Source organism: Pseudomonas sp. LBUM1653 (assembly GCF_059716115.1).
The window spans coordinates 4485340-4497896 of record NZ_CP166803.1; the positions used below are offsets into that span (position 1 = coordinate 4485340).

At 60.3% G+C, this 12557-nt stretch carries 14 protein-coding genes; 7 read left to right on the forward strand and 7 right to left on the reverse strand.

All coding sequences use genetic code 11. The features are described 5' to 3' along the window. Nucleotides 1-22: 22 nt before the first annotated feature. Both ACA054_RS20045 and ACA054_RS20050 read left to right on the forward strand, forming a co-directional pair. Nucleotides 23-397 carry a DUF2784 domain-containing protein gene (locus ACA054_RS20045; RefSeq protein ID WP_497685812.1) on the forward strand — a complete coding sequence of 125 codons (375 nt, stop codon included), beginning with the start codon at nt 23-25 and terminating at the stop codon, nt 395-397. A 24-nt stretch (nt 398-421) separates the two neighbouring features. Next, entirely contained in the window at nt 422-1339 is a 918-nt protein-coding gene (locus ACA054_RS20050; RefSeq protein ID WP_497685813.1) for a LysR family transcriptional regulator, read from the forward strand. A gap of 3 nt (nt 1340-1342) precedes the next feature. Here the strand turns inward: ACA054_RS20050 and ACA054_RS20055 are convergent, their stop codons facing one another. The 6 genes from ACA054_RS20055 to ACA054_RS20080 form a co-directional block, all read right to left on the reverse strand. Further along, the gene (locus ACA054_RS20055; RefSeq protein WP_497685814.1) at nt 1343-2896 is read right to left on the reverse strand and encodes a sensor domain-containing diguanylate cyclase; all 1554 of its coding nucleotides are present in this window, start codon (nt 2894-2896) and stop codon (nt 1343-1345) included. A gap of 133 nt (nt 2897-3029) precedes the next feature. Continuing rightward, nucleotides 3030-3797: an ABC transporter ATP-binding protein gene (locus ACA054_RS20060; RefSeq protein WP_497685815.1), complete on the reverse strand. Its 768-nt coding sequence runs from the start codon at nt 3795-3797 to the stop codon at nt 3030-3032. Nucleotides 3798-3817: 20 nt separating this feature from the next. Then, nucleotides 3818-4531, reverse strand: coding sequence for an ABC transporter permease (locus ACA054_RS20065; protein WP_497685816.1), 714 nt, complete (start codon nt 4529-4531; stop codon nt 3818-3820). Next, nucleotides 4528-5217 carry an ABC transporter permease gene (locus tag ACA054_RS20070; RefSeq protein WP_497685817.1) on the reverse strand — a complete coding sequence of 230 codons (690 nt, stop codon included), beginning with the start codon at nt 5215-5217 and terminating at the stop codon, nt 4528-4530. The genes ACA054_RS20065 and ACA054_RS20070 overlap by 4 nt, the downstream gene beginning before the upstream one ends. 47 nt (nt 5218-5264) lie before the next feature. Continuing rightward, a complete protein-coding gene (locus ACA054_RS20075) occupies nt 5265-6053 on the reverse strand; it encodes an ABC transporter substrate-binding protein (RefSeq protein WP_497685818.1) in 789 nt (262 codons plus the stop codon). A gap of 61 nt (nt 6054-6114) precedes the next feature. Beyond that, the gene (locus ACA054_RS20080) at nt 6115-7284 is read right to left on the reverse strand and encodes a M20 aminoacylase family protein (RefSeq protein ID WP_497685819.1); all 1170 of its coding nucleotides are present in this window, start codon (nt 7282-7284) and stop codon (nt 6115-6117) included. A 132-nt stretch (nt 7285-7416) separates the two neighbouring features. Between ACA054_RS20080 and ACA054_RS20085 the strand changes: the two genes are divergently transcribed. Beyond that, nucleotides 7417-8370 (forward strand): LysR family transcriptional regulator, encoded by a 954-nt coding sequence (locus ACA054_RS20085; RefSeq protein WP_497685820.1) that lies wholly within the window; start codon nt 7417-7419, stop codon nt 8368-8370. Between the two features lie 6 nt (nt 8371-8376). Here ACA054_RS20085 and ACA054_RS20090 read toward each other — a convergent pair whose 3' ends face one another. Further along, nucleotides 8377-8904 (reverse strand): DUF3087 domain-containing protein, encoded by a 528-nt coding sequence (locus ACA054_RS20090; protein ID WP_497685821.1) that lies wholly within the window; start codon nt 8902-8904, stop codon nt 8377-8379. Here ACA054_RS20090 and ACA054_RS20095 point away from each other — a divergent pair. The 4 genes from ACA054_RS20095 (at nt 8903) to ACA054_RS20110 (ending at nt 12202) form a co-directional block, all read left to right on the forward strand. Next, nucleotides 8903-9112, forward strand: coding sequence for a hypothetical protein (locus tag ACA054_RS20095; RefSeq protein ID WP_497685822.1), 210 nt, complete (start codon nt 8903-8905; stop codon nt 9110-9112). The genes ACA054_RS20090 and ACA054_RS20095 overlap by 2 nt on opposite strands. A 25-nt stretch (nt 9113-9137) precedes the next feature. Then, nucleotides 9138-10511: a nucleotide 5'-monophosphate nucleosidase PpnN gene (ppnN, locus tag ACA054_RS20100; protein WP_497685823.1), complete on the forward strand. Its 1374-nt coding sequence runs from the start codon at nt 9138-9140 to the stop codon at nt 10509-10511. A 601-nt stretch (nt 10512-11112) separates the two neighbouring features. Beyond that, nucleotides 11113-11853 (forward strand): response regulator, encoded by a 741-nt coding sequence (locus ACA054_RS20105; protein WP_497685824.1) that lies wholly within the window; start codon nt 11113-11115, stop codon nt 11851-11853. Nucleotides 11854-11989: 136 nt separating this feature from the next. Continuing rightward, a complete protein-coding gene (locus ACA054_RS20110; protein ID WP_497685825.1) occupies nt 11990-12202 on the forward strand; it encodes a hypothetical protein in 213 nt (70 codons plus the stop codon). Nucleotides 12203-12557: the final 355 nt, after the last annotated feature.

Here is a 12557-nt window from a genome sequence, read left to right on the forward strand (position 1 = left end):
ACTGACGCGCCTGGGGGTCGACATGCTCTACCGAATCGCCGCCGATGGCCTGATGCTGTTTCACCTGGCATTCATTGTGTTTGTCGTGTGCGGCGGGCTGCTGGTTCTGAAATGGCCGCGCCTGATGGTGTGGCACCTGCCCGCCGCCATCTGGGGCGTGGCGGTGGAGGTGTTCCACCTGCCCTGCCCGCTGACGCACTGGGAAAACCTGATGCGCCAGGCAGCGGGGCAAAGCGGTTACGGCGGTGGCTTTATCGAACATTACGTGTGGCCAATCATTTACCCGGCCGGGCTGACACCGGCCATTCAGATTGGACTGGGCGGCGCGGTACTGGGGGTGAACGTACTGGTCTACCTTCGATTGATCTGGCACAAAAAACGGCGACGGCTATTGTAACCGTCTAACTCGAGGGTTCGGCCCATGCTGTCGATTGAAGACCTGACGCTGCTGCAAGCGATCCGCGAGACCGGCAGCCTGTCGCGGGCCGCGGCCTACCTCGGCAAGGCGCCCTCTACGGTGTCCTACGCCGCGCGGCAACTGGAAGAACGCTTCGATGCCTTGCTGTTCGATCGCCGGCGCTACCGCCTGCAACTTACCCCGGCCGGTGAATTGCTGGTCAACGAAGCGGCGCGACTGATGCAGGACGTCTCGCGCCTGACCCAACGGGTGCAACAAGTGGCCAATGGCTGGGAGAGTCGACTGTGGATCGTCACCGATGAACTGCTGGAGTTCGAAACCCTGCTCCCGGTGATCCACGAGTTCGATGCGCTGGGCTCCGGCGTACCGCTGCGCATCACCCAGGAGGTGCTCCGGGGCGTCTGGGAGGCTCTGCGTGAAGGCCGCGCCGACCTGATCATCGGCGCCACCAACGAACCACCGGCCATCGCGTCCCTGCGCTGGATGCAACTGGGGGAAATGCAGTGGGTATTCGCCGTCTCGCCCAGGCACGCGCTGGCCAAGGCCAGCGAACCGATTACCCGCGCCATGGTGGCGCAGCACCGGGCGATTGTTGTGGCGGACTCGTCCCGGGCCAGCGAAGGCAGTACTTACGGTGTCTCGGGTGGCCAATCGGTGCTGGCGGTGCCGACCATGCGCGCGAAAATTCTCGCGCAGTGCGACGGCCTCGGCGTGGGCTGGCTGCCCAGGCATCGGGTTGGCTCGTTGTTGAACAATGGCTCGCTGGTTGAAAAGCAGATGGCCGACCCGCGCGAGCCGAACATTCTGTATGCCGGCTGGCGCGGCGATCACGACGGGCGGGCGTTGGGCTGGTGGTTGGAGAAGCTCAAGCAACCGTACCTTTGCAACCGGCTGGTACAAGGCAGCGACCGGTTTGCCTGAGCCTCAGTTGGCAATCACGCTCATGTTCCGCCCGCTGGCCTTGGCCACGTACAGCGCCTTGTCGGCCGCCCCGATCAGCTCGCTGGTCTGGGCCTTTGACGCCGGATCATAACCGCAGACACCGACGCTGACCGTCACCTTGCCATCAGGACTTTCACTGTGCAGCAAGCCGGCTGCCTGGACCGCATGACGGATTTTCTCCGCCAGCAGAAATGCCCCGACGTAGTCAGTCTCCGGCAGCACCACGGCAAACTCCTCGCCGCCAAAGCGCGCAGCCAGATCGCCAGGGCGCCTGATGTGCTCGGTAATGATCGCAGCGATCTTGCGCAGGCACTCATCACCGGCCAGGTGGCCGTAGCGATCGTTGAACGGCTTGAAGTGATCAACATCGATCATCAGCAGCGCCAGCCCCGTCATGTTGTGCCGGGCGCGGCCCATTTCCGCCTGGATAAACAGATCAAACTGGCGTCGGTTGGCCAGGCCCGTGAGCGCGTCCTCCAGCGCCAGCAACTCAAGGTTGCGATTAAGCTCAAGCAGCCTCTCCTGGGTGCCGAGCAACTCGCCCTGGATGCGATCCTGCTTCTTCATCAACCTGATCAGGCGATACCCGAGCGCCCCCAGTACCCCAAGCAACAGCGCGACGATGCCCGCACTGAGCAAGGACTCCTGGCGCCAGCCAGCCAGCACCTCATCCTTGTTGAGCGCGGCAAAGACGATCAGCGGATAACCCTCGACCCGGCGAAAGCCCACGACCCGCTCCACGCCATCCAGGATCGATCTTACGGTAGCCGTCCCCGAACTGCCCTGTGGCAGGAGCCGGGTGAACAACGAACTCTTGGCCAGGCTGGTGCCGATGTCCGCCTCGTGAAACGGCCGGCGCACGATGATGCTGGCATCGTCGGCGATCAGGTTGATCACACCGTTGTTGCCCATGTCGATGCCATCGTAAAGCTGCAGGAAATGACTGAGGTAGATCGTGGCCAGCGCCACGCCGGCGAAACTGCCGTCCGGATGATTGACCCGACGCGACACCGTCATGATCCATTCGCCGCTGGAGCGGCTCTTGATCGAAGGGCCGATGTGCGGTCCGCGGTCGGGATGATCGCGATGATAGATGAAGTACTCGCGGTCGGAATTGTTCGCTACACCCACCTCGGCGCCGTTGGAGTTGGCGATCCATTTGCCGGTTTGGTCATAGACGAACAGCCCATGGACCTGACTCAACTCACTGCGCTGGGCGCTGAGCAAGCGTTGCAGGCGATTGAGCCGACCCTGGTCGATACCGTCGTTCTCCAGGCGATCGACCAGGGTGAACAGCAGAGTGTCGGCTTGCTTGATCGCCGCCTGTGCTTGCGAGGCCAGGGTCTGCGCAAGGTTGGACATCGCCACTTCCTTGTCATGCAGATGGTACTGGCGCGAGCTCCAGGTTTCCCAGGTCACGATCACCGCCATCGACAGGCATACGGCAATCATCAGCGTCACGGCCGAGCGAATCTTGAGCCTTGCGAGGCCGGGCCGGTTTTTTTCGATACGCTCGTTGATAGACGGATGCCCCATGAAGATCCTTGAATACTCATACCATAGCGAATTTTCCCATTCGCCACTTTAAACAACCCGTCAAACACCAACGGGGTGATTTACACGATAAGTATACATAGGGCTGTTCCGACAATCCGCGCAGTGCTTTGCGTTACTTGAGGCTCCCTGCCAGAAACTGCTGCAGCCGCTCGCTTCGGGGATTCTCCAGAACACTGCCTGGTACGCCCTGCTCCTCCACCCGGCCCTGATGCAGAAAGATGACGTGGTTCGATACCTGCCGGGCGAACGCCATTTCATGGGTGACCACCACCATGGTCCTGCCCTCCTCGGCAAGTTCCTGCATGACTTTGAGCACCTCGCCGACCAGTTCGGGGTCGAGCGCGGACGTCGGCTCGTCGAATAGCATCACCTGCGGCTCCATGACCAGCGCCCGCGCGATGGCCACCCGCTGTTGCTGGCCGCCGGATAAATGGACTGGATACTGCCCTTCCACCTTGGATGGCAGGCCGACCTTGGCCAGGTAATGCCGCGCCCGCTCCGTGGCCTGCGCCCGACCCACGCCGAGCACACTCATCGGGCACTCGATGATGTTTTCCAGCACCGTCATGTGGCTCCACAGATTGAAGTGCTGAAACACCATCGACAGCTTGCTGCGCATGATGCGCAATTGTCCGGGATCGACCACGCGCAGCTCGCCCCTTGAATCGCGGCGCGTCAGCAGTTCCTCGGCATTGACGATAATGCGCCCGGCCGATGGCTGTTCGAGATGGTTGATACACCGCAGAAAAGTACTTTTGCCTGATCCCGAGGAACCGATGATGCTGATCACGTCGCCGGCGCGGGCCTTGAGCGATACCCCCTTCAAGACTTCATGACTGCCATAGTTCTTGTGCACATCTTCAACGATCAATTTATACATTCGAGCAAGTCCAATAGGGGTCAATGCGTGCGCGGCTTGAGGTAGGCCAGCCAATGCAGTTCGCCGCGACGAAACAGCCAGATCAGCAAAAATGCACTGCCGGCATACAGCAGCCCGGCAATACCGAAAGCGGTGAAGGAGGCGTAGGTCGCCGAATTGACGTCACGGGCAATCTTCAGCAAGTCGGGAACCGTGGCCGTAAAGGCCACTGAGGTGGAATGCAGCATCAGAATCACTTCGTTGCTGAAAAACGGCAGTGCCCGACGCAGGGCTGACGGCAATACGATTCGCCGATAGAGGGTCAGCCGCCCCATTCCGTAGGCCCTGGCGGCCTCGATTTCGCCATGGGGCGTCGCCCGTATGGCACCGGCGAAAATTTCGGTCATGTAGGCACAGGTATTGAGCCCGAACGCCAACACCGTGCAGTTGAAGCCGTCACGGAAAAACGCGTTGAGAAAGTCCTGGGACCGGACCACATGCAAGCTGTACACCCCGGTGTAGAAGAACAGCAGCTGGATGTACAACGGCGTACCGCGAAACACGTAGGTGTAGCACCAGACCGGCAAGCGAAGCAGTGGATTGCGGCTGATCCGGGCAACCGATAACGGCACCGCGAGCACAAATCCGATCACCACCGAAAGAATCAGCAACCACAACGTCACCGCCAACCCGGAAAAGTGTGGCCCGTCACTCCACAGATAAGCCTGCCAGTAATCTTCGAGAATGCCGGTCATAGCGCGGCCTTCCTGACACCGACCGAGTAGCGGTGCTCCAGCCACAGCAATACGCCGTTGGACACGGTGGTAATCGCCAGGTAGATCAGGCCGCCAACCAGGGTGAAGTAGAAAAACTGCATCGAGCCCTTGCCCGCATCCTGTGTGGCCTTGACCACATCGGTCAGGCCTATGATCGATACCAGCGCCGTGGATTTGATCAGCACCTGCCAGTTGTTGCCTATGCCCGGTAGCGCATGACGCAGCATCTGCGGGAAGAGCACTTTGCGAAAGGTTTGCCCGCGGGTCATGCCGTAGGCCTTCGCCGCTTCGACCTGACCTGCCGGGACTGCCTGGAAGGCACCACGAAAGGTCTCGGTAAAGTACGCCCCGTAGATGAACGCCAGCGTCACCACGCCAGCCAGGAACGGGTCGATATCGATTTGCCCGATGCCCAGCCAATCGGTCATGCGGTTGAGCAACATCTGCAGGCTGAAAAACAGCAGCAACATGATCACCAGGTCCGGCATGCTGCGGATAACCGTCGTGTAACCAGTGGCCAGCGCTCGCAACAGGCGGTTGGAAGACAGCTTGGAACTGGCCCCGAGCAGCCCTGCCAGGACAGCGATCAGCAACGACCAGAGTGCCAGTTTGATTGTGGCCAGGGTGCCCAGCAAAATCTGCGGGCCAAAGCCTTCCAGAAGCATTTCACTCTCCTTTTGTTCTTATTGGGTGTGGTGAAGGGGGACGCAGGTCATTTCGCGCCGTAGACGTCGAAATCGAAGTACTTTTTGTTTATCCGTTCGTAGGTGCCGTTGGCGAGAATCGCCGCCAAGGCTTTATTCAGGTCCTCGCGCAACTCGACATCGTTTTTGCGCAGACCAATGCCATCGCCCACGCCGAAAAACTGCGGATCGTCCAGGGTTGCGCCGGAAAACTCATAATCCTTGCCCACGGCCGTATTCAAGAATCCGTAGCTTGCCTGGATGGAGCCCTGGAGCGAGGCATCGAGTCGTCCCACCACCAGATCGGCGTACACCTGGTCCTGATTCTGATAAGACAGGACCTCCACACCTTTGGAACCCCAGACGGCTTTGGCATACGCCTCCTGCGTCGAGCCCTGCTCCACACCGATGCGTCTGCCCTTGAGCGATTCAACGGTTGGCAGCAAATCCGAGCCGCGCTTGACGACCAGGCGAGCCGGCGCGTTCGACACCTTGTCGGTGAACGCAATCTGCTGCAGACGCTTGGGCGTGACGGTCATCGACGACGCCACCGCGTCGAACTTGCGCGCCAGCAGTGCCGGGATCATCCCGTCCCAGCTGCTTTCCACCCAGACACAGCGAGCGTGCAGTTGCGCGCAAAGCGCCTCGGCGATGTCGACCCCGAAACCGGTCAGCGTGCCGTCCTGATTCTTGTATTCCAGCGGTGGATAGCTGGGGTCCACACCCAGTCTCAGGGTTTTGCCGGACCAGTCGGCCGCCCCAACGATGCTCGATGCCGACAGGAACACCAGTGAAACCACTGCAAGTATCTTGTTCATTTCCTTCTTCTCCAGGCCGCAGTTTATTTTTGTAATGACAGGCGCTTGAAATGACGGCGTCTCAACGCAGAAAGCTTTCCACCAACTTGACCCAGTAACTCGCGCCGATCGGCAGGCAAGCATCATTGAAGTCGTAGCCGGGGTTGTGCAGCAGGCAGCCGCTGTCCCCTTCGCCGTTGCCGATCACCAGATAGCTGCCGGGGCATTGCTCCAGGATGAAGGCAAAGTCTTCACTGGCCGTGAAGGGGCGCAAGTCGTCGATCAGGTGCTCGTCTCCCAACCAGTCACGGGCGACGGCTCGGGCAAACGCGGTCGACTCGGGATCGTTGATCAGTACCGGATGGCAATGCTGATAATCAATATGCGCCTGAGCGCCGAAACTGGTGGCCTGTGCCGTTACCAGCGCGGTAATCCGCGATTCGAGCAACTGGCGAATCTCGGGCGTCAGTGCACGCACACTCAGGCTCATCTCGGCGCAGGCGGGGATGACATTCGAGACGGTGCCGGCATGAATCGAGCCTACGGTGATGATCGCCGTGTCTTGCGGGTTGACGTTGCGCGACACGATGCTTTGCAGGGCGATCACGATCGAAGCGCAGACCACCACCGGGTCAACGGCCTTGTGCGGCACCGCGCCATGACCACCGGTGCCGACGATCTTGATCGTGACCGTGTCGGCAGAGGCCATGAACGGCCCGCTGTAGAATCCCAAATGCCCGACAGGATGACCCGGTACGTTATGCAAGGCGAAAATTGCATCGCAGGGGAAGCGTTCGAGCAGGCCTTCCTCGAGCATTTTCCGGGCGCCGCCCAAACCTTCTTCCGCCGGTTGGAAAATCACCTGCAGCGTGCCCTTGAATGCCCGGGTTTGCGCCAGATACCTGGCCGCCGTAAGCAGGGTGGCCGTATGACCATCGTGACCACAGGCATGCATGACCCCGTCGTTGCGACTGGCGTAGGGTAAGCCCGTGGTTTCCTGAATCGGCAGTGCATCCATGTCTGCACGCAAGCCGATGGACCGGCCCTCAGCATTTTTCAGGGTGCCGACGACTCCCGTCTTGCCCACACCCGTGCTGACCTCAAAACCCCACTCTCTCAAACACCGGGCAACCTGTTCACTGGTGGCGAATTCTTCAAAGCCCAGTTCGGGATGCGCGTGAAGCCTGTGACGCAACGCAATCATTTCATCTTGTATCGCTGCAATACCTGGCAGCACCTGGCCGGCATCCATTGTTGTTCTCCTTAGATTAAGGCGGCGCGCCTGTAAAAGCGCTGCCGGAATCGATCTTAGGCAACGGGCCCTGGGCTGAGGAGACCCAGTTTGGTTATGATGACAACCATTGGTTGTCTGAAGGGTTAGCAGATGAAACTGCATCAATTGCAAGCACTGATTGCCAGCGCCGAGACCGGCAGCATCCGCGCCGCCGCCCGTTCGCTGAACATTTCCCAGGCGGCCGTTACCAAGGCGCTACGGGAGCTGGAAACCGCGCAGCAGCTACCGTTGTTCAGCCGAACCCCCAGCGGCCTGAACTTCACCGAATACGGCAAAGTCCTGCTGACCCACGCCCGGCTGGTGACCAAACAACTTGAACATGCACAAACCGAACTCGATCATATGCGGGGCAAGGCCCAGGGCAGGCTTTGCGTCGGGATCACCCCATGGATCGCCCTGACGTTCCTGCCCGAAGTGGTATTGGCCTTTCGCGAGCGTATGCCGCAAATCCGACTGGAATTGTACGAAAGCCTGATGGCCGTGGCCCAACCGCTGCTGCGCGACGGCAGCATGGATTTCGCGATCGGCCAGTTGCACCCGGCACAAACAACCCAGGAATTTGCCTGCGAAACCCTACTCGATTACCAGACGTCGGTGCTGGTTCGCGAGGGCCATGCTCGACAGAACGCGCGCTCGATCCATGAACTGCTGGAACAGAACTGGACCCTGAACTATGCGCCGGACGGCCACGATGGGTTGATGCAGGAATTGTTCTGGAAACACGGCGCGCAGATCGACGAGAACCGTATCGTTCGGGCCCACTCACTGGCCATCTTGCAGATGATGGTTGAACGGGCTGACATGTGCACCTGGGGGCCATCGATCGTCAGCATTGCCCCGCCCTTCCTCGGCCGCGTGGTTTCCCTGGACCTGCACGAACGATTCGAACCCCGGCAGTTGAGTATCGTGACACGCCGCAATGGCGCATTGAGCAGTTCGGCACAGTGCTTCACCGAGTGCCTGATGCAAATCATTCGTCGGCATGCGCGTTCGGCCAGAAAGGAAGACCGGGAGCTCTTCGAAACACTGCGCCTGCGGGTTTGAGATGGTTCAGCTGCGTGGCTGCTTCACGGCTTCAAGCCACGCTGGATTCAACTGCGTCTGCTCGGTGTCGAGGCCCAACGCTTCCATCCGCGCCTTGTGCTGCTGCATTTCCCGGTGCAACTGCGCATCATCGCTGGAGTTCCCGTCCAGTTGATGCATCTGACTTAATCCCAGGTGATAGAAGCGCAAAAGCTTCATGGCGTCAGGATCCCCCGCCGCCACAGCGGCCTTGAGGTGGTGCATGACGTTGGTGATGCTCATCAGGCTGCGCTTGAGCTGCCAGCTGTAGACCGCCGGCGCCATCCATTCCTGGCGCCAGAACAGCTTGCGCATCAACGCGGCCATGACCAATACCGCGGCAAACACCCCGCCGATATTGAAGCGTAGATTGTCCCCGCCGGGCTCGCCGAACACCGTCACCGCCGCGGTGGACAGGGCCATCGCCAGCGCGAGGAAGATCAGCGCGATCATCACCGTGCTGCGCCGTGTCCGTTGCCGATAGTCGTCGGCGTTCATCGGCTGGATTTCGAACATGACGTCGGGATTCCTTGGCTTCAATGGTAAAAAGGGTCGCAGGGCAAAAAGACCGCGGGCCATTATCGCCTCTGCGACGGATTTAGCTATGCTGGGGCTCCTTTTCATCTATACATCATCAAAAGGAGGACATGGCGAGACCGCGCAGTTCGTGCCATCTTCTTTCATGGATACTCTCTATTCGGATGCCATTCCTGTTTGCGCGTGAATGACATCGTTTTAAGGATCATTGAATGACCCAACGACAAGTAATCAATGCTTCGGTCAGCCCGAAAGGCAGCCTGGAAACACTCTCCCAACGGGAAGTCCAGCAACTGAGCGAAGCCGGATCCGGCAGCACCTACGACATCTTCCGCCAATGCGCCCTGGCCATCCTCAACACCGGCGCCCACGTCGATAACGCCAAGACCATCCTCGAAGCCTACAAGGACTTCGAAATCCGTATTCACCAGCAAGACCGCGGCGTACGCCTGGAACTGCTGAACGCCCCGGCCGACGCGTTCGTCGACGGCGAAATGATTGCCAGCACCCGTGAAATGCTGTTCAGCGCCCTGCGCGACATCGTCTACACCGAAAACGAACTCGACAGCCAACGCATCGACCTGAGCACCTCCCAAGGTATCAGCGACTATGTCTTCCACCTGCTGCGCAACGCCCGCACGCTGCGCCCCGGCGTCGAACCGAAGATCGTGGTGTGCTGGGGCGGCCACTCGATCAACACCGAAGAATACAAATACACCAAGAAAGTCGGCCACGAACTGGGCCTGCGCAGCCTGGACGTGTGCACCGGTTGCGGCCCCGGCGTGATGAAAGGCCCGATGAAAGGCGCCACCATCGCCCATGCCAAACAGCGTATCCACGGCGGGCGTTACCTTGGCTTGACCGAACCCGGGATCATCGCCGCCGAAGCGCCGAACCCGATCGTCAACGAACTGGTGATCCTGCCGGACATCGAGAAGCGCCTGGAAGCCTTCGTCCGCGTCGGCCACGGCATCATCATCTTCCCCGGCGGCGCCGGTACCGCCGAAGAGTTCCTGTACCTGCTCGGCATCCTGATGCACCCGGACAACCAGGGCCTGCCCTTCCCGGTCATCCTCACCGGGCCGAAACATGCCGCGCCCTACCTCGAACAGCTTGACGCGTTCGTCGGCGCCACCCTGGGCGAGGCCGCCAAGAAGCATTACCAGATCATCATCGACAACCCGGCAGAAGTCGCCCGGCAGATGACCCAGGGTCTCAAGGCGGTCAAACAGTTCCGACGCGAACGCAACGACGCGTTCCATTTCAACTGGCTGCTGAAGATCGACGAAGGCTTCCAGCGCCCGTTCGACCCGACCCACGAAAACATGGCCAACCTCAAGCTGAGCCGCGCCCTGCCGGCCCACGAACTGGCCGCCAACCTGCGCCGCGCGTTCTCCGGCATCGTCGCCGGCAACGTCAAGGACAAGGGCATCCGCCTGATCGAAAAACACGGGCCGTACCAGATCCGTGGCGATGCGGCCGTCATGCAGCCGCTGGATCAACTGCTCAAGGCCTTCGTCGCCCAGCACCGGATGAAACTGCCGGGTGGCGCGGCTTATGTGCCGTGTTATCAAGTGGTTGCGTGATCAAGTTAACGTAAATTGTTAAACGCGAGCCGAAGCCAATGCTTCGGCTCGCTGCTTTCAGGGACAGGTAAATCAGATCGGGATGCTGAGGAAGGCGTTTACCTGAGATCAGGCCGACCGGTGGGTCGCCTCGCTCTGCTTTTGCTTTGGCTTTGGCTTTTGATTTTCTTGCCACATCGAGAGGCTTCGTTCCGGTTCTGCGTAGTGGGCAAACCGGCATGGATGCCGGTTTAGCCGCGCTGGGCCAAGGATGGCCCATCGCGGCGGGCCCACGGAGCAGGACCGGAGCGAGGGTACCCCGAGCCCCAGCGAGGGGCCGAACGCCAGGGGCAAGAGCCCTTGGTTACTTGGGGCCGGGCGGCGTTCCGTGCTTCCAAGTGACTCGCCGTAAGGGCGAAACCATAGGTGGCCGTTACCGCAGGAATGGATATGTACGCAGTCAACAAAACATAGGTCGGCTATAAGGCCGCCTTCGCGAGCAAGCCCGCTCCCACAGTTTGATCGGGGTACATATGCGGGAGATTGGTCGGTTGTCAGGCCGCCATCGCTGGCGAGCGAGCGCCTACAAAATGTATCGTTGTAAAAAAAAGAGGATCGACCGATGGACCACGTCAACCACATCCTGATCGTCGACGACGATCGCGAAATTCGCGAACTGGTCGGCAACTACCTGAAGAAAAACGGCCTGCGCACCACCGTGGTCGCTGACGGCCGGCAAATGCGCAGCTTCCTCGAAGCCAATCAGGTCGACTTGATCGTGCTCGACATCATGTTGCCCGGCGACGACGGCCTGGTCCTGTGCCGCGAACTGCGCGCGGGCAAGCACAAAGCCACGCCAATCCTGATGCTCACCGCACGCAACGACGAAACCGACCGTATCCTCGGCCTGGAAATGGGCGCCGACGACTACCTGACCAAACCCTTCGCCGCCCGCGAGCTGCTGGCGCGGATCAACGCCGTATTGCGCCGCACCCGCATGCTGCCCCCCAACCTGCTGATCAGCGAAAGCGGACGGATGCTCGGCTTTGGCCGCTGGCGCCTGGACACCACCGCCCGTCACCTGCTGGACGAAGACGGTACCCTGGTGGCCCTCAGTGGCGCCGAATACCGCTTGCTGCGGGTATTCCTCGATCACCCGCAACGGGTGCTCAGTCGCGACCAGTTGCTCAACCTGACCCAAGGGCGCGACGCCGACCTGTTCGACCGCTCGATCGACTTGATGGTGAGCCGCCTGCGCCAACGGCTCAAGGACGACTCACGGGAATCGACCTACATCAAGACCGTGCGCAGCGAAGGCTACGTGTTCTCCTACCCGGTGGAAATGCTCGACGCTCAGGCCTGAATGGCCGCAATCGCGCTCCCACAGGTTTTGCGAAGATCGACACGCTCGATAACGACTATGCGCAAGGGTGTTTTTTCATCGCGATGCTCCAGCTCTACAGTGGCCACATCTTCTCCCCACGCTCTGGAGCAACATCATGAAAAGCATCATCGGTCTCGGGTTCGCCCTTTCGGTCCTAGGCGCCACTTCCGCCATCGCCGCCCCTCACGCCACCACACCCATTGTTGCAGCGGCGAAAGTCAGCCAACCGGCCACACTGAATGTGAACACCGTCAGCGTTGACCACAAAGACAAACTCTACGTCGCGGAAAACCGTCCTGAGTTCGGCTCCAAGTATCAGCGCTATTGATCAACGGCCATGGTCTGCCTGAAACAATAAACCCCGCCAAGTGCGCAATGCTGTTCACTTAGGCATGGGGTTGTATTTAAGAACCGGATTGGGGGGGATATCCATTGCTGTGGTAACGGCCACTTATGGTTTCGCCCTCACGGCGACTCACTTTTGAAAGAGCCCAAAAGTAAGCAAAAGGCTCTTGCCCCACCACTCGGTGCCTCGCTGTGGCTCGGCATGCCCTCACTCCGGCATTGCTCCGTGGGTCGCCGCGATGGGCCATCCCTGGCCCAGCGCGGCTAAACCGGCGTCCTGCCGGTTTACCCACTACACAATGCCTGCGTTCGGCCATCGTGGTTTAACGGGGCGCCCC